The organism is Candidatus Margulisiibacteriota bacterium (assembly GCA_041650855.1).
GTDB lineage: Bacteria > Margulisbacteria > WOR-1 > O2-12-FULL-45-9 > XYB2-FULL-48-7 > JALOPZ01.
Genome location: JBAZKJ010000002.1, coordinates 508,277 through 530,655 on the forward strand (window position 1 = coordinate 508,277; position 22,379 = coordinate 530,655).

Consider the following 22,379-nt stretch of genomic DNA (forward strand, 5'->3'; position numbering starts at 1 on the left):
GCTATTTGCTCCTTCCTTTCAAGATTACGGCCATTATCCTGAGGTCTTCCGGGGTCGTGACCTTCAGGTTCTCGTAGCTCCCCATCACCATTTTTACCTTGATGCCGAGCTTCTCCACCGCCATGGCGTCGTCGGTCACGTTGTCCCGGAGCTGGCCGTAGGCCTTTTTGATGATCGGCAGCGTGAAGGTCTGCGGCGTTTGCGCCGCCCAGAGGCCGCTCCGGTCGACCGTGCCGCTCTCGATGATCTTGGGGCCGTGGTACTGGACCTTTTTAATGGTGTCCTTCAGCGGCACGCCGACGATCACGGCGCCGCAATCCCGGACCTCCTTGAGCGTATTGTTGATCAGGTCGGGCGTGACGGCCGGCCTGGCTCCGTCGTGGATCACCACGATCTGGGTTGCCTGGGGGACGGCGGCCAGTCCGTTGCGGACCGAATCCTGCCTTTCCCGGCCGCCCGGCACGATGGCGATGATCTTGTCGGCCTTGATCCTTTTAGCCAGCGGCAGCTGGTCCTCGGCCACGACCAGGATAATGCCGTTGATCGCCTTGGTCCGTTGGAAAACGTCGACCGTCCAGGCCAGCATCGGCTTACCGCCCAGCTTCAGGAACTGTTTCGGCTCCCCCATCCGCTTCCCTTTCCCCCCGGCAACGATGATCGCGACGTTTTTCATGTTATTAACAACCTTTCGTTAAAAGCTGACAGCCGGTCCTGGTGACCAGGACCATGTCCTCGAGCCTGATCCCGCCCCAGCCCGGCAGGTAGATACCCGGTTCGACCGTGATGACCATGCCCGCCTTGAGCCGGGTCCGGCTCTTCAGCGAGATCCGCGGATGCTGGTGGATCTTCACGCCGACCCCGTGGCCGGTCGTGTGGATGAAACAATCGCCCGGGCAAAGCTTTTCGCTGATCCGGCAGGAACGGAAACAGAGGCGCTTAATATGCTCCCGGGCGCTGATATCGACTTCCCGGCAATAAGCGCCGGCCTTGACCGCCTTGATCGCCCGGCGCTGCGCCTCCTTTATCATAGCATAAAGTGCCGCGTACTTGGCGGTCGGTTTGCCGATAAAGAAGGTCCGGGTGAGATCGGAGCAGTAACCCCGGTATTTGGCTCCCAGGTCGACGACCACCTGCTCCCCGGCCCGCAGGCGCCGGTTGGTCGGCCGGGCGTGGGGGTCCAGAGAGCGCGGGCCGGCGGCGACGATGAGCGGGAACGACGGTTTGGCGTCCCGGGCGGCCAGCTCCTGCGTGATCCAGGCGGCGATCTGCCGCTCCGTTTGCCCCGGCTTGACCCGGAGCGCGCGCATGACTGCGCACGCTATCTTGATCGCCTGCCGCTGAGCGGGCTTCATTGCTTGAGGGAGGCGAGCGCGGCCTTTAACCCGAGCAGGTAGCTGTTGACGCCGAAACCGGAGATCTGGCCGACGGCGACCGGCGCGATGACCGATTTATGGCGGAATTCCTCGCGGGCGTAGATGTTGGAGAGGTGGACCTCGACGGTCGGCAGGCCGGCCCCGGCGATCGCGTCGCGGATCGCCACGCTGTAATGGGTGTAAGCGCCCGGATTGATGACCAGCGCCCGGCACTCCTTGCGCGCCTTACCGATCGCTTCGACGATCTCCCCTTCCCCGTCCAGCTGGCGGATGTCCAGTTCGACACCCTCGTTTTTCGCCAGTTCCCGGAGTTTTTCGTCGATCTCGGCCAGGGTAAAATTGCCGTACACGGCCACTTCCCGCTCTCCCAAGTGAGCCAGGTTGGGCCCGTGAATGATCAGGATTTTCGTTGCCATACTTGCCTCCCCGCCCACCGACAGGCAGGCCTGACAAAATGTACCATAAATGCTATAATTTTTCAATCATGGCGAAAAAGCGGGTCCGCCGGGAAAAATTCTTCCTGCTGATCTTTCTGATCGTCCTGGCCGCTTTAGCCGGCCTGGCGCTGCAGATCATCGTCCAGCTCCCGGACACCGAGGTCCTTAATTCTTACCTGCCGAGCGAAAGCACCATCCTCTTTTCGGCCGACGGCAAGGTCCTGGCCCGCTTTCACCAGGAAGAGAACCGGCAGGTGGTGCCGCTCTCCAAGATCTCCCCGTTCTTCCAGAAAGCGGTGATCGCGACCGAGGACCCCAACTTTTACGGCCACCACGGGCTCGATTTTTACGGGATCATCCGGGCCGGGATCAAGAACTTCGCTTACGGCCGGATCGTGGAGGGGGGCAGTACCATCACCCAGCAGCTGGCCAAGAACCTCTTCTTACATAAAAGGAAGACGCTGACCCGCAAGCTGGCGGAAGCGCTCATTGCCATGCAGATCGAGCGGCGCTACACCAAGGAAGAGATCCTGGAGCTCTACCTGAACCAGGTTTACCTGGGACACAACGCGTACGGGATCGAATCGGCCGCCAACCTTTATTTCGGCAAGACCGCGGCGGACCTCGACCTGGCCGAATCGGCCATGATCGCCGGGCTGATCCGCGGGCCGGAGCTCTACTCGCCTTACCGCAATTTCAAGGGTTCCAAGCTCCGCCAGATCTTCGTGATCAATAAAATGCTCGACCACGGCCTGATCAACGAGCGCGAAGGGAAGCTGGCGGCGATCGCCAGCCTCGAATTCTCGCCGAAAAACCTGAAAAGCCTGGGGGAGATCGCCCCCTACTTTATCAGCTACGTCCTGCAGGAGCTGACGGATAAATACGGCGAGGAGCTGGTTTACCACGGCGGCCTCAAGGTCTACACCTCGCTGGACAGCCGGATGCAGGCGGCCGCCGAGGAGATCATCACCCGGACGATCTCCGCCGAAGGGAAGATGTATAATTTTTCCCAGGCCGCGCTCGTCTCCATCGACCCGCGGACCGGCTACATTAAGGCGCTGGTCGGCGGGGCCGATTTCTTCGAAAGCAAGTTCAACCGGGTGACGCAGGCCAAGCGCCCGCCCGGTTCCTCTTTCAAGCCGTTCGTCTATACCGCGGCGATCGAGCAAGGGATCTCGCCCGGCGAGATCTTGCAGGATACCCAGACCACTTTCCAGGTCTGGCCGAACCGCTGGAACCCGGGCGGCACCTGGTCGCCCAACAACTTTGATATGAAGTTCCACGGCGCGGTCACGATGCGGCAGGCGCTGGAGCGTTCGCTCAATATCCCGTCGATCAAGCTGCTGGAGCGGGTCGGCATCCAGAGCGCGATCGACGTCGCCCAGAAAATGGGGATCAAAAGCCGGTTGGAGCCGGGCCTCTCCCTGGCGCTCGGCGCTTCCGAAGTGACGATCCTGGAGCTGACCTCGGCGTTCGGCGTTTTTGCCAACGGCGGGATCCGGGTCGAGCCGACCGCCATCGTCAAGATCGAGAACCGCGACGGCGTGACCCTTTTTAACCACAAGAACATCGAGCGCCGCGTGCTGGACGAGAACGTGGCGGCGATCATGGTCGACATGATGAAAGGCGTCCTGACGCGGGGGACCGGCGTCCGCGGCCGGATCGAGCGGCCGGCGGCGGCCAAGACCGGCACTTCGCAGGACTTCAAGGACGCCTGGTTCGAAGGGTTCGTCCCCCAGCTGGTGACCGGGGTCTGGGTCGGCAACGACAACAATACGCCGATGAAAGGGATCGCCGAGGTCGCCATCTGCCCGCGGATCTGGCAGGCGTATAACCGGATCGTCCTGGCCGGGCAGCCGGTGCTCGATTTCCCGCAGCCGGAAGGGTTAGTTACCGTGCGGCTCTGCCTCGACAGCGGCAAGCTGGCCGGGCCGAATTGCCCGCCTAACCGGGTCCGCGCCGCCACGCTCTGGCAGAAAGACGCGCCGGGCGGCAGCTGCGACCTGCACCAGCCGGGCGACCAGCTCGAGCCGGTGACCGGTGAAGCGACCGAAGACGAGGAACCGGCCGAGGAGCCGACCGAATGATCAAATTCGGCACGGACGGCTGGCGGGCCAGGATCGCCGACGAGTTCACCTTCGAGAACCTCCGGCTGGTGACCCAGGCGCTGGTCGACCTGCTCAAGGAGAAAGGGTTGGCGGACAAGGGGGTCGCGGTCGGCTACGACAATCGTTTCCAGTCGGAAGATTTTGCCCGGGCGGCGGCGGAGGTCTGTTCCGGCGCCGGCCTCAAGACCTTGCTGATGGCGCATGCGCTCCCCTCGCCCACGCTCTCTTTCACGGTCAACAACCTCGGCCTCGGCGCCGGCATCATGATCACCGCTTCGCACAACCCGCCCGAATGGAACGGCTTTAAGATCAAGGAAGGTTTCGGCGGCTCCGCTTTTCCGGAAACGACCAGGGCGGTGGAGCAGAACCTGAAAAGCTCGCAATACTTTACCATTGCCGATAAGAACATCACCCTGTTCGATCCCGACCCCGCTTACCTGAAAAAGGTCAGTACGCTGGCGGACTTGCCCGCGATCGAAGCGGCGAACCTGAATATCCTGATCGATCCGATGTACGGCAGCGGGATCGGCAACTTCCAAAAGCTCGGCATCAAGGTTACCGAGATCCGCGGCTGGCGCGATCCGCTGTTCGGCGGGGTCAACCCCGAGCCGCTCCCCGTCAACCTGGAAGAATCTTTCTCCCTGGTCCGGGAATCGGCGCTGCAGCATCCGGACCAGCTGACCGTGTGCATCGTGCTCGACGGCGACGCGGACCGCCTGGCGGCGATCGACGCCACCGGCCGCTTCATCAACACGCACAACATCTTTTGCCTCCTGCTGCGGCACCTGGTCAAGCACCGGAAGTGGAGCGGCGAAGTGGTGAAGACCTTTAATCTGACCAACCTGATCGACAAGCTGTGCCAGTCGTACTGCCTGCCGCTGACGGTGACGCCGATCGGTTTTAAGTACATCGCCAAATTGATCCTGGAAAAAGATATCCTGCTCGGCGGCGAAGAGAGCGGCGGCATGGCGCTGAAAGGTTTTATCCCCGAGCGGGACGGCACGGTGGCCGGGTTGGCCCTGCTGGAGCTGATGGCGATCGAAAAGAAGACCCTGGGGCAGATCCTGGACGAGATGATGGCCGAGCACGGCTTTTACTATTACGACCGGATCGACCTGCACACCGACAAGGCGCAGACGGCCGTGGTCGCGCTGAAGAAACGGCCGCCCCAGGCGATCGGCGGTTTAAAGGTGACGAAGATCGAGGACCTGGACGGCTTGAAGTTCAATTTTGAGGACGGGAGCTGGATCCTCTTCCGCGCTTCCGGCACCGAACCCCTGCTCCGGATCTACTGCGAAGGCCGGACCCCCGACAAACTGAAGCAGATCCTCGGCGCCGGCGAACAGCTCGCTTTAGCCAGTTAAACTACTGCTCGACCGCGTACTTTAGGTCCCCGTTCGTCGCGTCGTAATAGCTGATGCAGGCCTTTTTGCTGCCGTTAAGCGCCAGCGAACAGAATTGCCCGACGTCGCCCGTTGAATCGACCGTAGTTATGTCCCAACTGTCAAAGTTTCGGCGAGCGAACTTCAGGTCTTTGGCTACCGAATCGTAATAAGCGATGCAGACTTCATTCGAACTGGCTACGGCGATCGAATTGTAAGTGAAAGTGCTCCCCGCTTCGACGGTCGAAATGATAAAATCGCCGAAGAGGTTGGTCGTTGCCATCATTTTCCCGGTCGCGGTCGCGTAAGAAATGTAGACGTTACCGTTGTTGTCAACCGCCAGGGAGGTGTCTTCACTGTAGACTGCCCCGCCGCCGTTGAGCAGGATCGGAGTGACAAGCCAAGAGTCGTCGATATCGCCGTAAGTGTACTTCAGTTGGTTCGAAGAATTGACGTAACAAAGATGCTGCCGATCGGGAGCCCCAAGTTTTATCCGGTAAGATATTCCGCCCAGGACATTGCCGCTGTCAGGCGTTCCGTCGGTTGGTGTGTCGTACATCCAGCCGGGGATAGCCCAAAGATGGCCGACATCCAAGTTGGCTTTATAAACGCAGTGCGGCCGATTGGCGCTATCGATTGCCATGTTCGAATACGTGCCGGTGTTATTACTCCCCTCAACCGTGGCCACGCTCCAATTGCCCGCCTCACCGCTTGCCCAAACCGTTCGATTTCTGACGCCGGTATCATGATAACAGCTGATTCGGTTCTTCTGGTCGTTATCGATGGCGATCGAGGTATAGGTCCCCATCGTTCCCCAATTGGCGACCGTTTCTACCCCCCAACCGGGATAAAGGGCGAGGTCTGTCGCATATTTTAAAGCGCTGTTCGTCACATCGTAGTAGCTGATATGCCCGTAACCGCTCCCGTCGATCGCCAGACTGGTGTATTTGCCGACATCGTTGATCGAATCGATCTCGATGATCGTGAAAGCCGCCGTCGTTACGGTGGTGCTGGTGGTGGTCACGGTCGTTGTGGTGGTCGGCGCCGCCGTGGTAGTGGTCGTGACCGTGGTGGTGGTAGTAGTTGGGGCCGGCGCCGTTGTGGTCGTCGTTCCGGCAGCAGTAGTGGTCGTAGTGGCCGGAGTGCCGGTAGTTGTCGTGGTCGCGACGGTGGTCGTCGTAGTCACGGCCGCAGTGGTGGTTGTGGTGGTCGGTGTTCCGCCTCCGCCGCCGCAGCCGGCGGAGATAACGGCCATAATTATAAGCAAAAGCGCAAAAACGCTCAGCTTGTTCATGGTTATTTACCTCCGGTCAGTTCTTTCTCGAACGCTTCTTTCTTGCCGATCCGCTGCAGCTCCGCTTTTTCCCGGGCGACTTCCGCCGGGCGCTTCATCTGCTGGAACAGCTTGAGCAGCTTCTCGTGGACGTCGCGGCTGTCGCCGGCGACCAGCGAAGCTTTCTTGTACTGCTCTGCCGCCAGGTTGCGCTCGCCGGCCGCTTCGTAGGCCTTGCCTAAGACCAGGTATAGTGCCGGATTACCACCCTGCACTTTGACCGCGTTCTCGTATTCGACCAGCGCCAGGTCCTTGCGCCCCAGCATCATGTAAGTGTCCCCCAGGTAGATCGGCAGGAACGGATTGGCCGGGTCCTGGGCGATCGCTTTTTTATATTCGGCTATGGCCAGCGGCGCCATCCCCTTGAACCGGTAATCGTGCGCCCGCAGGGCCGGGTTCAGGACCTCGATCTTCGCCTTGGCCTTGACGCTGCCGAACCACTGGCGCATCGTGCTCTCCTGCTTTTCGCGCAGGACGAGCTGCTCCACCTGGGCGTCGGGGACGGAGAATTTCCGCAGCCGCGAATCGGCGACCTTGATCAGGTGGTAGCCGAACGGCGTCTTCACGATGCCGCTCAGCTCGCCCGGCTTAAGCGCCAGGACGGCCCGCTCGAACTCGGGGAGCATGCTGCCGGTCTTGAAGTAACCGAGATCGCCCCCCTGGGCGGCCGAGCCGGGATCGCGCGAATACGCTTTGGCCAGCGCGGCAAAATCGCCGCCCGCTTTGAGCTGGGCCAGGACCAGCTTGGCGGTCGCTTCGTTGCTGAGCAAAATGTGGCTGGCCCGGATCTCGCGCAGGTCGTCGGGCGTCACTTTGATCTCTTCCTGCATTTTCCGCTGGAATTTCTGGAGCAGGATGTCGTCGCGGAGCAGGTCGCGGAACTTGCCGACCGTCAGGCCGAGCCGTTTCAGGGCGACTTCCAGCTCCCGCTTCGAGGGGATCTGCTGCTGCTTCATGATCTGGTCGAGCGTGCCGTCGATCTCGGAGCCGGAAACCTTGACCTTCTTCCGCGCTTCTTCCACCATTAAAGTGAAGTCGATGGCCTGGCCCAGCGTCAGGTTCTCGATCATCGCCATGTCGGAGGGGGAAATGTCGCCGCCAAAGCTCTGGGCGACCCGGTTGAGCAGTTCCTGGTAGCGGACCTGGTCGATCTCCCGGCCGTTAACTTTGGCGATCCCTTTGGAGCCGCCCCCGCCCGAGCCGCCTTGCTGGCCGGAAAAACCGAGGCCGTAGAACATCGAGCCGGCGAACACCACCGCGACGGCGATCATGATCGTTTTTGTGTGCTTTCTTAACCAGGTTAACATTTAACTTCCTCCTATGCTTCGTTCTTCAGCGCGCGTGAGACGGAAATGTAGCCGCCGATGATCCCCAGGCACATGCCGCCGATCACCGTGGCGGTGTAAATAAGCCCGAGCAGGAACTGGTCGGTCACGAGCGGCAGGAACGGCAGCGCCTGCGACAGGCGCAGGACCGTGGAATCGTAGGAGAATTTCAGCAGCAGGAAAGCGGCCAGCCCGCCCAGGATGCCGATTATGACCCCTTCGATCATGAACGGCCACTTGACGAAACTGTTCGTCGCGCCGACCAGTTTCATAATGTAGATGTCGGTCTCGCGGGCCAGCACGGTCAACCGGATCGTGTTGACCACGATCAGCAGAGTGGCCAGCGAGAGGAGAATGACCAGCGAGAGGCCGCCGAAGCGGACCGCGCCGACCAGCGATTGCATCTGCTTGATCAGCTGGCCGCTGTAGCGGACCTCGTCGATCTCCGGCAGGTTCGAGACCGTGCGGGCGACGTCGGGGAGCTGGTCGGGGGTGCGGACGCGGACGGCAAAGGTGTGCGGCAGCGGGTTCTCGCGGATCACTTCGTCCAGGGCGAACTTGCCGCCGAAATCGCCCTTGAACCGGTTCCAGGCCTCGGTCTTGGAGGTGAAATCGACCTTCTCCACGCCCGGCAGCTTGGAGAGTTTGACCTGAATGGCCGCCGCCTCGTCGAGCGAGAGGTCCTTTTGGGAATAAGCGACCAGGTCGAGCCGGGAAGAGACGACGCCGACGATGTTCCCCATGTTGAGGATCAGGAGAAGGAAAGTGCCGAAAATGGTCAGGGAGACGGTGATCGTGACGACCGCGACGGAGGTCATCAGGCCGCCCCGCCGGATCGAGCGGAACGCTTCGACGATAAAGAACTCCAGGCTGCTAAACATGGTACATCCCCAGCTGCTGGTCGCGGATCAGCCGCCCGTTCTCCAGCACGACGACCCGCTTTTTCATCTCGTCGACGATGCTCTTGTTGTGCGTGGCGACCACCACGGTCGTGTTCCGCTTGTTGATCTTGTCGAGGAGCTGCAAAATGTCCCAGGAAGTGGCCGGGTCGAGGTTGCCGGTCGGTTCGTCGGCCAAAAGGATCGGCGGGTTGTTCACGATCGCCCGGGCGATGCAGACCCGCTGCTTTTCGCCGCCGGAGAGCTCGTCGGGGAAAGAGTTGACCCGGCGGAGCATGCCGACCAGCTCCAGCGCCTGCATCGCCTTGCGGCGGATGGTTGAGCGCGGCGCGCCGGTAACGCGCAGGGCAAAGGCGACGTTCTCGAAGACCGTTCGCCTGGGGAGGAGCTTAAAGTCCTGGAAGACCACGCCGATGTTGCGGCGGAGGAACGGGACCTGGTTGCCGTCCAGCTCGGCGACGTTGACCCGGTCGACGACCACCTTGCCGGCCGTGGGCCTTTCCTCGCGGTAGACCAGCTTCAGCAGGGTGGTTTTCCCCGCCCCCGACGAGCCGACCAGGAAGACGAACTCTTCCTTGCCGATATGGAGATTGATGTCGTACAGCGATTCGATCCCGCTGTGGTAAGTTTTAAAAACGTTCGTCAATTCGATCATTGATCAGTTCGTCTTTCTACCGGTAAAGGGGGAATTGCCGGCATAACGTCAGCACCCGCTCCTTTACCTCTAGTTTGATCTTTTCGTCGCCCGGGTGGCGCAGGATCCGGGCGATCAGGTCGGCGATCAGCGCCATTTCGCTCTCTTTCATCCCCCGCGTCGTCAGGGCCGGCGTGCCGATCCGGACGCCGGAGGTCACGCTCGGTTTTTCCGGATCGAACGGGATCGTGTTCTTGTTCACCGTGATGCCGACCGCTTCCAGCGCCGGCTGGGCTTCTTTGCCGGTGACCTTGAACGGCCGCAAGTCGACCAGGACCAGGTGGTTGTCGGTCCCGCCCGAAACGAGCCGCAAGCCGTTCTTGATCAGGCCCGCCGCCAGCGCCTGCGCGTTCTTGACCGTCTGGACCTGGTATTGCCGGAACTCTGGTGTCATCGCTTCCTTGAAGCAGACCGCCTTGGCGGCGATGATGTGCTCCAGCGGTCCCCCCTGGATGCCGGGGAACACCGCTTTGTCGACCTGCTTGGCGTACGCTTCCTGGCACAGGATCAACCCGGCGCGCGGGCCGCGCAGGGTCTTGTGAGTGGTGGAAGTGACGATCTCCGCGACCGGGACCGGCGACGGATGGATGCCGGCCGCGACCAGCCCGGCGATGTGGGCGATGTCGACCATCAGGACCGCCCCGACCTCGTCGCAGATCTCGCGGAACTTAGCGAAGTCGATCGTCCGGGGATAAGCGGTCGCCCCGGTGACGATCATTTTGGGCTTATTTTCCCTGGCCAGCGACCGGATCTGGTCGAAATCCATCGTTTCGGTGTCCTGGCGGACGCCGTAGGAGACGAAATTAAAGTAGAGGCCGGAGACGTTGACCGGCGACCCGTGCGTTAAATGCCCGCCGTGCGACAGGTTGAGGCCCATGATCGTGTCGCCCGGTTTGACGCAGGAGACGTAGGCGGCGAAGTTCGCCTGGGAGCCGGAATGCGGCTGGACGTTGGCGTGGTCGGCGCCAAAAAGCTTTTTGGCCCGGTCGATGGCGATCGATTCGGACACGTCGACGAACTCGCAGCCGCCGTAATAGCGCTTGCCGGGATAACCTTCGGCGTATTTGTTGGTCAGGACCGAGCCGCACGCTTCCATCACCGCGCGGGAGGTAAAATTCTCGGAGGCGATCATTTCCAGGTTGTTCTGCTGGCGGTCGAGCTCCTTATCCAGCAGGGCGGCGATCTCCGGGTCGGTGCGGCGGACGTTGTCGATGTTGAAATGCATGGTTATTCCTCGCTTTCCGCCGTAAGTATAACACACGCGGCGCTTTCTTGCCAAGCCGGGCGGATTATAGTATAATCGCAAATCCGTCATGACGCAAAACGACCAGAAAAAAAAGGACGACGACCTGGAAAAGTACCGGTCGCTTTTGGGCGAAGAGCCGGAGGCTTGTGAGGCGTGCGGCGGTCCGCTGGAGCTGGAAAAAGTCAACCTCGAAGATTACCAGGGGGGCAAACTCTACATGATGGAATCGGTCCCCGCCTACGTTTGCCAGGAGTGCGGCGAGGTCTGGGTGCCGGAACCGCTGATGGCCGAGTTCGAAAAAATGATCGCGACCGCCAAGGACAAGAACAAGGACAAGAATAAGATCAAGAAAGCGAGGAAAAAGTAAATGGATATCGAATTAGGCAAGGCCAAAAAGACCCGGCGGGCTTACGGTTTCGACGAGATCGCGCTCTGTCCCTCGATCATCACCATCAACCCGGAGGATACCGACGTTTCGGTGACGATCGGCGGGCGCAAGTTCGAGATCCCGATCATCGCCTCGGCGATGGACGGCGTCGTCAGCCCCAAGATCGCGGTGGCCATGAGCAAGCTCGGCGGTCTGGGGGTCCTCAATTTACAGGGCGTTTGGGCGAAATACGAGGACGCGGACAAGATGCTGGAGAAGATCGCCGCGGTCCCGAAAGAAGAATACGTGCCGCTGATGCAAAAGCTTTACCTGGAGCCGACGAAAAAAGAGCTGGTGGTCAAGCGGATCAAGGAGATCAAGGCCGCCGGCGGCCTCGCCGCCGTCTCGTCGATCCCCCAGGAAGCGCTGGAGCTCGGCCCGATCGCCCGCGACGCCGGAGCGGATATCTTCGTCGTCCAGTCGACCGTTCTCTCGACCAAGCATAAGTCCAAAACTTCCCAGGTCCTCGACCTCAAGAAGTTCTGCACGGAAATGAAGATCCCGGTCATCGTCGGCAACTGCGTCACCTACGAAGTCGCCCTAACGCTGATGGGGACCGGCGTCGCGGCCGTCCTGGTCGGCATCGGCCCGGGCGCCGCCTGCACTTCGCGCGGCGTGCTCGGCGTCGGCATTCCGATGGCCACGGCGATCTCCGATTGCGCGGCCGCCCGCGATTCTTACTTCAAGGAGAACAACGTTTACGTCCCCATCATTGCCGACGGCGGCATGGTGGTGGGCGGCGACATCTGTAAGGCGATCGCCTGCGGCGCCGACGCGGTGATGATCGGTTCGCCGATCGCCAAGTCGACCGAAGCGCCCGGCCGTGGTTTCCACTGGGGGATGGCGACCCCGTCCCCGACCCTGCCGCGCGGCTCCCGGATCAAGGTCGGCACGATCGGCCCGCTCAAAGAGATCATTCACGGCCCGGCCCGGTTCGACGACGGCTCGATGAACTTTGTCGGCGCCCTCCGGACCTCGATGGGGACGCTCGGTGCGGCAACGTTAAAAGAGATGCAGCAGGTGGAAGTCGTGATCGCCCCGTCGATCATGACCGAGGGGAAGGTTTACCAGAAAGCCCAGTCGCTGGGAATGTACAAGTAATGGCGCAGCACGACCTGATCGTCGTCCTCGATTTCGGCGCGCAATATTCGATGTTGATCGCCCGCCGGGTCAGGGAGTGCAACGTCTACTGCGAAGTCTACCCGCACGATATCTCCGTCGAAGAACTGAAAAAGCGGAACGTCAAAGGGGTCATCGTTTCCGGCGGCCCCGCCTCCGTTTACGAAAAGGACGCGCCTAAGGCCGACCCAAAGCTCTGGACCTCCGGCATTCCGGTCCTCGGCATCTGTTACGGCATGCAGCTGATGGCGAAAGAGCTCGGCGGCGAAGTTAAGCCGGGGCAGAAACGGGAATACGGCAAGGCCGATCTCTTGATCGACGACCAGTCAAACATCTTTGCCGGTCTTGACAGCCAGCTGCAGTGCTGGATGAGCCACGGCGATACCGTTGTCGGCCTGCCGGCCGGCTTCAAACAGTTAGCTCACACCGATAACACCAAATACGCCGCCGCCGGCGATCCGGAGAAAAAGATCTACGGCGTCCAGTTCCATCCCGAAGTCGTCCACACCCCGAAAGGGATCGAGATCATCAAGAACTTCGCTTACATCATCTGCGGCTGCCAGCCGACCTGGACCACGGCCAATTTCATCGAAGAGCAGGTCAAGGAGATCCGCGAGAAGGTCGGCAAGGACAAGGTCCTGCTGGCTCTTTCCGGCGGCGTCGATTCGACGACCGTTGCCGCCCTGATCTCCAAAGCGATCGGCGACCAGCTGATCTGCATGTTCATCGATCAGGGTTTTATGCGGAAAAACGAAGCGAAAAAGATCGATGAGCTCTTCCTCAAACGCTTTAAGGTGAATTTCCTCAACATTAACGCCGGCCAGAGGTTCTTTGGCCAGCTCAAGGGGATCATTGATCCGGAACAGAAACGGAGGATCATCGGCGAGAACTTTATCCGGACGTTCGAAGAAGAAGCCAAGAAGCTCGGCCAGATCCCCTGGTTAGCTCAAGGGACCCTCTATCCCGATGTGATCGAGAGCGCCGTTCCCGGTACGACGACCGGCAAGGTCGCCAAGAAGATCAAGACCCACCACAACGTCGGCGGACTGCCGGAAAAGATGGGTTTTAAACTGATCGAGCCGCTCCGGCTCCTCTTTAAGGACGAGGTCCGCGTCCTCGGCAAGGAGCTTGGCGTGCCGGAAGATATCGTTTCCCGCCAGCCGTTCCCCGGTCCCGGCCTGGCGATCAGGATCATCGGCGAAGTGACCGAGGAACGGGTCAAAATATTACAGGTGGTCGACGATATCGTTGTTTCGGAGATAAAAGAAGCCGGTCTTTATCGGCAGATCTGGCAGTCGTTCGCCGTCCTCCTGCCGATCCGCACCGTCGGCGTGATGGGCGACAAGCGGACTTACCTTAATACGGTCGCGATCCGGGCGGTCACCTCGCTCGACGCGATGACGGCCGACTGGGCCCGTTTGCCTTACGAATTGCTGGAAAAGATCTCCAACCGGATAGTTAATGAAACACCCGAGGTCAATCGGGTAGTCTACGATATCTCCAGCAAGCCCCCCTCGACCATCGAATGGGAATAACCGGCCGCTAGACAGACGCAAGTTTTCGCGTGATCAGGCCGATAAATAAGCGGCATGATCAATAACGCTTACCGCCGGATCAGTCCCGAACCGCTGAGCACGCTCTCACCGGTAACGCCCCAAAAAGGGATCAGCGTTTCGTCCTCTTTTATCGAATCGTTCAAGAGCGTTATCCAGGGGAAAGCGACGGAAGAGTTAACGGCGGTCAAGCCGCTGAAAACGGCCGGCACGCTGATCGATTATTCGCTGAAAAAAGAGGTCAAATTGTCCGTTCCCCGCCTGCTGCAAGGCCATAACGCGTGCGGTCCGACCTCCCTGAACATGGCTCTCGGTTATTACGGGGTCAGCGGGGTCAAGTTCGACTCCTGCACCGTCGGTTCCAGCCCGAACCGGCTTATTGAAGCGGCCGACAAAAAAGGGATGACTGTCCGGCAGGAGAACAACGGTTCGCTCGCCGACCTGACCGCCCTGCTCGACATGGGGATCCCGCCGGTCGTGCTGGGGATCAACGGCGGCAAGAAAGGGAGCGAGATCTTTACCCCGGGCAACTTTATCGCCAACGCGCAGCGCGCTCACTGGATGACCGTCTCCGGCTACAAGACCGACGAACGCGGCGAAGTGACCCATTTATACGTCAATAACCCGGCTACCGGTTCGACCCAGACCTGCAGCAAGGCGGATTTCCTCAAGTTCTGGGACGACAATATCGTGCCGGGCGGCCACCGCTATTACATGGCCATGGCCCCCAAGAGCAATCCGACCTACAGTTTCCAGCTGGCCGCGCTCAAGCGTTACCTGCCGCAGGATAAGATCAGCGGGACCTTTAAAGACACTTTAGCCGCGGTGCATAAGCTGGAAGAGGCGTTCTACGAGGCGGAAAAAGTCGCGGACAAGGCCAAGGACTTCCTGGATAAACTGTTCGGCTAAGGTTTGCTCCTGAACCGCGCTTTTTGATGCCCCTGCCAATCCACGGAAAACTGGTGACTGCCGTCCGGTTTAGCCACAAAGAAAAAGTAATTGGTTTTAGCCGGATAGACCGCCGCTTTTAGTGAATCTAACCCCGGATTACAGATCGGCCCGGGCGGTAACCCCTTCCGCTTATAAGTGTTATACGGCGACCGGACGTCGAGCTGCTCGTAAAAGACCCGCTTGCTCGGCCGTTCCAGCGCGTATTTGACGGTCGGATCGGCGGCCAGCGGCATGCCCGCTTTCAACCGGTTATGGAAGACCGCAGAGATGACCGGCCGTTCGTTCGCCCGTTGCGCCTCTTTTTCGATGATCGAGGCGAGCGTCAGCGCTTCGTGCAGCGTCAGCGGGGTGTCTTTGCGCGCCCCAGCCCAGAACGGCATCACCACCTCGTCGAACCGCTTGACCATGACCGCCGCCATGACCTCGGCGGAAGCGCTCTGGTAGAACTGGTAAGTGTCGGGAAAAAGATAGCCCTCCAGCGATTCGGAGGGAACGTATTTGAAGATATGCCAGTATTTTTCCCGGAGCGGCGCGGTGATCCCCTCGTTGACCAGCCCCTGGAACGACGCCCAACCGGCGAAACCGCCCTTTTGCAGCAGTATCCCCATCTTGTAGATCGACGTCCCTTCGGGAAACGTCACCGTCTGGATCGGGGCCGGCACCGTTTCGTTGATGACCAGCCGGGTGACGATCCGGGGGAGCGGATCGGACGGCGAAAAAGAGTATTCCCCGGCCTTGATCTGGCCCGACAGGCCGAGCAATTTTATCAGCACCCGGAAAGCGGTCAGCCTGGGGAGGGTCCCGTTGGACTGCAAAAGCTTTTCGACCGCGCGGACCGAAGCGCCGGCCGGGACCGTGGCCCGGCGGGTCGACAGATCAAAAGGGTTCGCCGGCCAGATCAGCAACACGAAAATGATAATGACCGCCCAGATGAAATAGTTCTTCATTTCTTTCTCCGTTCGAGGTAATCTTGCAGGATATTGGCCGCGGCCGACCGGTCGATGACCTGCTTCCGCTTGGTTCGGGACAGGCCGGCGGCGATCAGCGTCTTTTCGGCCGCCGCCGTGGTCATCCGCTCATCATAGGTAGCGATCTTGATCGGCAAAGCGCGCCTCAGCTCCTCGACGAAGGTAAGGACGTTGGCCGCCGCCGGGCCGAGTTCGCCGGAGAGTTTTTTCGGCAGGCCGACCACGATCTCCTCGACCTGGTCGAACTGCTTGAGAAGTTCTATCAGCTGGGGGATGGCTTGATCGTGGTCGAGCGTGGCTATAGGTTGGGCGATCAGACCGAGCGGGTCGGAAACCGCCACCCCGATCCGTTTACTGCCGTAATCCAGGGCGACGATCCTCATGCGAGCGACTTTTTGACCGCCTCAAGGCCGGCCGCGATCTTGGCCGGGTCGCCGCCGCCGCCTTCGGCTTTGTCCTCTTTGCCGCCCCCTTTGCCGCCGGTCACGGCGTTCAGGGTCGCGGCGATCTGTTTGGCGGTGATCCCTTTGTCGATCAGCGCTTGGGCGACAAAGACATGATAGGCCGGCTTGGGAGCGCCGGCGGCGACGACCACCGCACCGATGTTCTCCCATCCCTTCACCTTGTCGGCGACCGCCCGGAGCTGGTCCATGGTCGCATCGGACAGGGCGCCGAGGTAGACTTTTTGGCCGGCGAACTCGTGCAGGTCGGCCGCCGACTCGGTCACCGCGGCCGTTGCCCGGCTGGTCTTCAGCCCGGCGATCTCCCGCTCCGCTTTGGCGACCCGCTCCTGCAGCCAGTCGACCCGGCCGCGCAAGTGCTCGAGGAACTTGTCGACGTTGACCGAATCGTGGTTGTCCACGCACTTGCCGAGCCGTTCGAGCTCGGTGACCTCGATCTCAAAGATGTTGGTCTCCAGGCTCTTTTTGCCGCCCAGTTTTTCTTTTGCGTGCTGCAGGTCGCGGTATTTCCTGATCAGCGTTTCGACCTGGTCGCGGAGCGACTTGGCCTGGAAAATAATGTAAACCTTGGCCGCCTGGCCGGCGATCGCTTCGATCCGGCGGACGCCCGAGCCGAGCGCCCCTTCCGACATGATCTTGAAAAAGGTGATCTCGCCGGTGTTCTTGACGTGGGTGCCGCCGCAGAGCTCCAGGCTGTAGTCGCCGATCTTCAGCACCCGGACGCTGTCGCCGTACTTTTCGCCGAACAGCGCCATCGCCCCCATCTTGACCGCGTCCGGGTACGACTTTTTCAGCACTTCCACCTTCAGCTTGTCCGCGATCCGCTGGTTGACCAGCAGTTCGACCCGCTGCAGCTCTTCGAGCGTCAGCGCGTGGAAGTGGTTGAAGTCGAAACGGAGCTTATCCGGGCCGACGTAGGAACCGGCCTGTTTGACGTGCTCGCCGAGCGTTTCCCGGAGCGCTTTATGCAGGAGGTGGGTGGCCGTGTGGTGGGCCTGGGTGGCCAGGCGCCGGGAACAGTCGAGCGTCGTTTTGACCTTTTGTTCCTTTTTCAGGCCGCTGACGTCGTCCAGCTGGTGCAAGAGTACGCCTTTGGGCGAGACCAGCGTGTTCGTGACCCGGGCTTCCCGCCCGTTCCAGGCGAACAGCCCGGTATCGCCGACCTGCCCGCCGCTCTCGCCGTAGAAGGGGCTCTTGTCGAGCACGACCAAGTTCTTGGCCGGGAAGACCGCCTGGACCTTCCCTTCGTCGGCCAGCTTTTCGTAGCCGGTGAAGTTCGTCTGGTTAAGATGGGCCAGGTCGAGCGCCGCCAGGTCGATCTTCCGCTCGGTCAGCCCGGTTTGCCGGGCCCGGCCCCGCTGGGCTTCCATCTCCCGGTCGAACCCGGGCAGGTCGACGCTGATCCCCTGCTCTTTGGCCAGCTCGGTCGTCAGCTCGATCGGGAAACCGTAGGTGTCGTGCAGCTTGAACGCGGCGCCGCCGCTGATCTCTTTGGCGGCAGCCAGTTCGGCGAACCATTTCATCCCCGCTTCCAGGGTCGCCCGGAAACCTTCTTCTTCTTCCCTGATCGTGGCAAAGATCACGGCCTCTTTCTCCTTGAGCTGGGGATACGCCTGGCTCATATCGCTGATCACCGTCCGGGCCAGGTCGGTCAGGAACGGTTGGTCGATCCCGATCTTTTTGCCGTGGGAAACCGCCCGCCGGATCAACCGGCGGAGCACGTAACCGCGTCCGCCGTTCGCCGGGAAAACGCCGTCGCTGATCAGGTGGGTGATCGCCCGGCTGTGGTCGGCGATGATCCGGACCGAGGTCCGGTTGCTGCCGGTTGCCAGGGACTCGACCTGCTTGATCAGCGGGACGAAGAGATCGGTCTCAAAATTATCCGGCACTCCCTGCAGGACCGAGGCGATCCGCTCCAGCCCCATGCCGGTGTCGATCCCTTTCTGCTTGAGCGGGAGCAGTTCCCCTTTTTCGTTCCGGTTATACTGGATAAAGACCAGGTTCCAGATCTCCAAGAAGCGGTCGCAATCGCAGCCGGGGGCGCAGGTCGGCTTGCCGCAGCCGTGCTCCTCGCCGGTGTCGTAATAGATCTCCGAGCAGGGGCCGCACGGGCCGGTCGGCCCGGCCGACCAGAAATTGTTCTCCTCGTCCAGCCGGAAGATGATCTCCTTGGGCAAGCCGATATCGTTGCGCCAGATCTCGAACGCTTCGTCGTCCTTTTCGAAGACGGCGATCTTCAGCTTCAGGACCGGCACCTTGAATTCCTTGGTCAGCAGCTCCCAGGCGAACTGGATGGCCTCTTTCTTGAAGTAATCGCCGAAGGAGAAGTTCCCGAGCATCTCGAAAAAAGTGTGGTGGCGCGGGGTTTGCCCCACCCGTTCGACGTCGATCATCCGGATGCACTTCTGCACGGTGGTCACTCGTTTTTGCGGGGCCTTTTCCTGGCCCAGAAAGATCGGCTTGAACTGCAGCATCCCGGCCAGCGTCAGCAGGACCGTGGGATCGGCCGGGACCAGCGACGAGCCGGGCAGGACTTTATGCCCCTTGGCTTCGAAAAATTTAAGGTATTTTTCCCTAATCTCGGAGCTTTGCATCCACTAACTCCCGGACCAGCGCCTGGACCTGGTCGATATCCTTGTCGTCGGTCTTGATCACCTTGATCCGGTCCGGATCGGCGGCGGCGAGCGCCAGGTACTGGGCGCGCACCCGCGCGTGAAAATCGATGATCTCCTGTTCGAACCGGTCCGCCTGGCGGTTCTGGGTGGCCCGCTTGATCCCGATCTCGGGCGAAACGTCGAGCAGGATCGTCAGCGCCGGCATCAGCCCCTTGGACGAGACCATGTTCAGGTAGCGGACCAGGTCTTCCGGCAGGCGGCGCCCCCCGATCTGGTAGGCGACGGTCGAATCGACGTAGCGGTCGGAGATGACGGTTTTTCCCTCGGCCAGCGCCGGCAGGATGATCTTGCTGACGTGTTCGGAGCGGTCGGCGGCGAACAGGTAGATCTCGGTCGTGTCGTCCAAAATGCTGGCGGGATCGAGCAGCAGCGCGCGGATCGCTTTACCGACCTGGGTGCCGCCCGGCTCCCTGGTCAGCAAAACGCGCCGCCCTTTCCCCTCCAGGTAACTTTTTAACCTGGTGGAATGGGTCGACTTGCCGCAACCTTCCGGGCCTTCGAATGTAATGAACATGGTTTTTTACTGCGCCGCCAGACTGAACGACAGCAGGAATTCTCCTCTCATTGAGCGATAGGTCGCTTCCAGATCGTAACAATGCAGACGGAAAAGGAAAGAATAGTCTATATCTTCCGGCGACCAGTTGTCAAGAAAGTAGGAAGCGTGGAGCTTGCCGCCGGTCTCGCCGCTCTTGAAGGTAACGGTCGACTGGAGCCGGTCGACCCCCCGGAAGCGGTACAGCTCGTAAAGGAACGGGCTGGTGCCGTCGACCGTCAAATAATGGCTGTAAGTGCCGGAGAGGGAGAAGTCGCGGGAGAACCGTTTGGCGATATCGAGCGCCAGCTGCGGTTTGACCCAGCGGGTCCCGTTGCCGTAATAAGTGGAGTCCAAGACGAGCGACGGCGTGACATAGCCGACCGGAAATTCCTGGAAATCGCCGTAGAACCGGAGATTATAGCCACCGGCGGTCAAACGGGTGTTCCCCTCTTCCGCCACCAGCGCGCTCTTCAGCTCCAGGTCGTATTTGGCCTCTTTTTGCCAGACCTCGCCGCGCCGGGAACGGAGCGCGAAGCCGGGGGTGAAGCTGACGCGCTGGTAATTCAATCTTTCCCGGAACGAAAGGTCGGTTTCCAGCTCGAACTGCCGGTAATGCGGCAGCGGGAACAGGTCGATCAGTCCCGCTTTCTGGCCGCCGACCTCGCCGCCGAAGACGTAATAATGGGTCAAACCGCCGAACAACCGGTCCTTGACGTTGCCGTAAAGCCGGACGTTACCGGTGTTGTGGTCGTTGACGATGTAATTGGCCTGGGCGCCGCCGCCCAAGCCTTTGTTCGCGGCGTAACTGAGCGTGTAAGTGCCGGACAGCTCCCGGCGCAGGTGCCAGGCCAAGGTCTCGCTGATGTAAGTGCCGTCGTCCGGATCGCTGCCGACCGCCGGGAACGGCGGCAGGTTTTTCTGCGCCCGGTCGGCCGCGTTAAAATCGTAAATATAGGTCGGCATCGGGACGACCGGCACCCGCCCCAGCCAGAAATAACCCCAGTAGGCGACCAGCCAGCCGTAGCGCGGGTAAAGCAGGATGTCCGAAGCGGTGACCCGGTAATGCGGCTCTTCCAGGTCGCAGGTGGTAAAATTCGCCCCGTTGATCTCGATCTGATCGGCGTCCAGCTTGAGCCGGCGCCCGCCCAGCTCGACCTTCTGGTAATGGAAAAAGGTGTCGGTCGCGGTCCCCTCGCGGGAAACCAGCCGGTAGTCGAGCGTTTGCCCCTCGAAGGTGATGCCGTTGTAATAAAGCCGGAAGCCCTGGTCGGCGTAAAAAGATTCGGCGCTGGTGTTGTAAACGACGTGGGCGGCGTTCAGGACGATATCTTTGTAGACCGCTTCGACCGACCCGGCCGCTTCGATCAGATGCCGGGCCTTTTCCACGTTGACCGTGTCGGCATTGATGGTCAGCTCCTGCAGGGTGGCGAAAGCCGGGGCAAGCAGGACCAGCAGGAAAAACCCGCTAAGCGACCTCTTCATACCTGGTTTCTTTGCTGCTGAACTTGGCGATATCCTTGCGGAAGACCAGCTCCACGGTCCCGACCGGGCCGTTGCGCTGCTTGGCGATGATGATCTCGGCGATATTCCCCCGCTCCGATTGCGGATTATAATAATCCTCGCGGTGGATCATCATGACCAGGTCGGCGGTCTGCTCGATCTCGCCCGATTCGCGCAGGTCCGACAGCCGCGGGATCCGGTCCGGCCGCTGTTCGACCGCCCGGGAAAGCTGCGACAGGGCGACGACCGGGACCTCGAGCTCCCGGGCCAGCGTCTTGAGCGAGCGCGCGATGTCCGAGATCTCCTGGACCCTATTCTCCGACCGCTCGCGCCCGCGCATCAGCTGGAGGTAGTCGACGATCACCAGGCCGAGCCCCTTTTCGATCTTGAGCCGCCGGGCCTTGGCCCGGATCTCGGTCGCGGTCATCGAAGAGGTGTCGTCGATAAAGAGCGGCGCCTCGGAGAGGCGGCCGAGCGCCCGGGTGAGCTTTTTCCAGCCGGTGTCGGAGAGGCTGCCGGTCTTGAGCTGCTGGGCGTTGACCTCGGCTTCGGAACAGAGCATCCGCTGGGCCAACTGTTCCTTGCTCATTTCCAGGGAAAAGATCGCGACCGGGATCTTGTGTTTGATCGCGACCTCCTGGGCGATGTTGAGAGCGAACGCCGTCTTACCGACCGACGGACGGGCGGCGATAATGATCAGGTCGGACGCCTGGAAACCGGCGGTCAGCTGGTCGAGATCGGGGAAACCGGTCGTCGTGCCGGTGATCGACTCTTTCTTGCCGTAGAGCGCGTCGATCTTATCGAGCACCTTCTTGATGACCGAGTCGATCTTCTGGAACCCTTCCCGGGAGCGCTTCAGGGCGATGTCGAAGATCGATTTTTCCGCCCGGTCGAGGACCTGGTCGACGTCGTCGGGATTACTGAAGGCCTCGCCGACCATGGCGGTGCCCGACTCGATCAGCCGGCGCAGCAGCGCTTTTTCTTCGACGATCTTGGCGTAGTACTCGGCGTTGGCCGCGGTCGGCACCGAATTGAGCAGGTCGGTGACGTAGACCGAGCCGCCGGCGGCGTCCAGCTTGCCGGCCTTGCGGAGCCCTTCCGTGACGGTGACCAGGTCGACCGGTTCGCCCCGGTCGAACAGCTCGATGATCGCTTCGTAGATATAGCGGTGGGCGTCGCGGTAGAAGCTGGCGGGAGCCAGCAGCTCCAGGACGCGGACGACGGCGTTCTTGTCCAGAAGCATGGCGCCGATCACGGACTGCTCGGCGGCTAAATTTTGTGGGGGTATCTTCTCGTCTGCCATTGGAATGTTAATTTTACTCTATTCGGGTGACGATTTCAACGCCCGAAACCGGGATAGGAAGGCGGCTTGTACTGGCCTTTATAGATCAAG

At 60.9% G+C, this 22,379-nt stretch carries 20 protein-coding genes; 6 read left to right on the forward strand and 14 right to left on the reverse strand.

What is annotated here, in order from left to right; translation table 11 throughout:
* Nucleotide 1: 1 nt before the first annotated feature.
* The 3 genes from ispD to aroQ are packed head-to-tail and all read right to left on the reverse strand — an operon-like array spanning nucleotide 2 to nucleotide 1,789.
* A complete protein-coding gene (gene ispD / locus WC529_07340; GenBank protein MFA5114089.1) occupies nucleotides 2-673 on the reverse strand; it encodes a 2-C-methyl-D-erythritol 4-phosphate cytidylyltransferase in 672 nt (223 codons plus the stop codon).
* Between the two features lie 4 nt (nucleotides 674-677).
* Nucleotides 678-1,352 (reverse strand): M24 family metallopeptidase, encoded by a 675-nt coding sequence (locus tag WC529_07345; GenBank protein MFA5114090.1) that lies wholly within the window; start codon nucleotides 1,350-1,352, stop codon nucleotides 678-680.
* Nucleotides 1,349-1,789 carry a type II 3-dehydroquinate dehydratase gene (gene aroQ / locus WC529_07350; protein ID MFA5114091.1) on the reverse strand — a complete coding sequence of 147 codons (441 nt, stop codon included), beginning with the start codon at nucleotides 1,787-1,789 and terminating at the stop codon, nucleotides 1,349-1,351. Before aroQ ends, WC529_07345 begins: the two co-directional genes overlap by 4 nt.
* A gap of 68 nt (nucleotides 1,790-1,857) precedes the next feature.
* Here aroQ and WC529_07355 point away from each other — a divergent pair, with 68 nt between their 5' ends.
* Together WC529_07355 and WC529_07360 are read left to right on the forward strand one after the other, a co-directional pair.
* The gene (locus tag WC529_07355) at nucleotides 1,858-3,897 is read left to right on the forward strand and encodes a penicillin-binding protein 1A (protein ID MFA5114092.1); all 2,040 of its coding nucleotides are present in this window, start codon (nucleotides 1,858-1,860) and stop codon (nucleotides 3,895-3,897) included.
* Nucleotides 3,894-5,282 (forward strand): phosphoglucomutase/phosphomannomutase family protein, encoded by a 1,389-nt coding sequence (locus tag WC529_07360; GenBank protein ID MFA5114093.1) that lies wholly within the window; start codon nucleotides 3,894-3,896, stop codon nucleotides 5,280-5,282. Before WC529_07355 ends, WC529_07360 begins: the two co-directional genes overlap by 4 nt.
* Before the next feature lies 1 nt (nucleotide 5,283).
* On the opposite strand, the gene WC529_07365 is transcribed toward WC529_07360, so the two are convergent.
* The 5 genes from WC529_07365 to glyA are packed head-to-tail and all read right to left on the reverse strand — an operon-like array spanning nucleotide 5,284 to nucleotide 10,776.
* Nucleotides 5,284-6,594 (reverse strand): hypothetical protein, encoded by a 1,311-nt coding sequence (locus WC529_07365; GenBank protein ID MFA5114094.1) that lies wholly within the window; start codon nucleotides 6,592-6,594, stop codon nucleotides 5,284-5,286.
* A 2-nt stretch (nucleotides 6,595-6,596) separates the two neighbouring features.
* On the reverse strand, nucleotides 6,597-7,940 hold the full coding sequence (locus WC529_07370; GenBank protein MFA5114095.1) for a peptidylprolyl isomerase: 1,344 nt from the start codon (nucleotides 7,938-7,940) through the stop codon (nucleotides 6,597-6,599).
* A gap of 11 nt (nucleotides 7,941-7,951) precedes the next feature.
* Nucleotides 7,952-8,839: a permease-like cell division protein FtsX gene (gene ftsX, locus WC529_07375; protein ID MFA5114096.1), complete on the reverse strand. Its 888-nt coding sequence runs from the start codon at nucleotides 8,837-8,839 to the stop codon at nucleotides 7,952-7,954.
* Complete coding sequence (ftsE, locus tag WC529_07380; protein ID MFA5114097.1) at nucleotides 8,832-9,512, reverse strand: cell division ATP-binding protein FtsE; 681 nt, start codon at nucleotides 9,510-9,512, stop codon at nucleotides 8,832-8,834. The genes ftsX and ftsE overlap by 8 nt, the downstream gene beginning before the upstream one ends.
* 16 nt (nucleotides 9,513-9,528) lie before the next feature.
* Nucleotides 9,529-10,776, reverse strand: a complete 1,248-nt coding sequence (gene glyA, locus WC529_07385) for a serine hydroxymethyltransferase (protein MFA5114098.1) — start codon at nucleotides 10,774-10,776, stop codon at nucleotides 9,529-9,531.
* A gap of 88 nt (nucleotides 10,777-10,864) precedes the next feature.
* Here glyA and WC529_07390 point away from each other — a divergent pair, with 88 nt between their 5' ends.
* The 4 genes from WC529_07390 to WC529_07405 are packed head-to-tail and all read left to right on the forward strand — an operon-like array spanning nucleotide 10,865 to nucleotide 14,805.
* Nucleotides 10,865-11,164, forward strand: a complete 300-nt coding sequence (locus WC529_07390) for a YgiT-type zinc finger protein (protein MFA5114099.1) — start codon at nucleotides 10,865-10,867, stop codon at nucleotides 11,162-11,164.
* Nucleotides 11,165-12,325 carry a GuaB3 family IMP dehydrogenase-related protein gene (locus tag WC529_07395; GenBank protein MFA5114100.1) on the forward strand — a complete coding sequence of 387 codons (1,161 nt, stop codon included), beginning with the start codon at nucleotides 11,165-11,167 and terminating at the stop codon, nucleotides 12,323-12,325.
* Nucleotides 12,325-13,878, forward strand: a complete 1,554-nt coding sequence (gene guaA / locus WC529_07400) for a glutamine-hydrolyzing GMP synthase (protein ID MFA5114101.1) — start codon at nucleotides 12,325-12,327, stop codon at nucleotides 13,876-13,878. Before WC529_07395 ends, guaA begins: the two co-directional genes overlap by 1 nt.
* 54 nt (nucleotides 13,879-13,932) lie before the next feature.
* Nucleotides 13,933-14,805 (forward strand): hypothetical protein, encoded by an 873-nt coding sequence (locus WC529_07405; GenBank protein MFA5114102.1) that lies wholly within the window; start codon nucleotides 13,933-13,935, stop codon nucleotides 14,803-14,805.
* Here the strand turns inward: WC529_07405 and mltG are convergent.
* The 6 genes from mltG to dnaB are packed head-to-tail and all read right to left on the reverse strand — an operon-like array spanning nucleotide 14,802 to nucleotide 22,289.
* Nucleotides 14,802-15,794 carry an endolytic transglycosylase MltG gene (mltG, locus tag WC529_07410; protein ID MFA5114103.1) on the reverse strand — a complete coding sequence of 331 codons (993 nt, stop codon included), beginning with the start codon at nucleotides 15,792-15,794 and terminating at the stop codon, nucleotides 14,802-14,804. The genes WC529_07405 and mltG overlap by 4 nt on opposite strands.
* The gene (gene ruvX, locus WC529_07415; GenBank protein MFA5114104.1) at nucleotides 15,791-16,198 is read right to left on the reverse strand and encodes a Holliday junction resolvase RuvX; all 408 of its coding nucleotides are present in this window, start codon (nucleotides 16,196-16,198) and stop codon (nucleotides 15,791-15,793) included. The genes mltG and ruvX overlap by 4 nt, the downstream gene beginning before the upstream one ends.
* Entirely contained in the window at nucleotides 16,195-18,870 is a 2,676-nt protein-coding gene (alaS, locus tag WC529_07420; GenBank protein ID MFA5114105.1) for an alanine--tRNA ligase, read from the reverse strand. Before alaS ends, ruvX begins: the two co-directional genes overlap by 4 nt.
* Nucleotides 18,851-19,465 carry a dTMP kinase gene (tmk, locus tag WC529_07425; protein ID MFA5114106.1) on the reverse strand — a complete coding sequence of 205 codons (615 nt, stop codon included), beginning with the start codon at nucleotides 19,463-19,465 and terminating at the stop codon, nucleotides 18,851-18,853. The genes alaS and tmk overlap by 20 nt, the downstream gene beginning before the upstream one ends.
* 6 nt (nucleotides 19,466-19,471) lie before the next feature.
* The gene (locus WC529_07430) at nucleotides 19,472-20,968 is read right to left on the reverse strand and encodes a hypothetical protein (GenBank protein MFA5114107.1); all 1,497 of its coding nucleotides are present in this window, start codon (nucleotides 20,966-20,968) and stop codon (nucleotides 19,472-19,474) included.
* Entirely contained in the window at nucleotides 20,952-22,289 is a 1,338-nt protein-coding gene (gene dnaB, locus WC529_07435; protein ID MFA5114108.1) for a replicative DNA helicase, read from the reverse strand. Before dnaB ends, WC529_07430 begins: the two co-directional genes overlap by 17 nt.
* Between the last annotated feature and the right edge of the window lie 90 nt (nucleotides 22,290-22,379).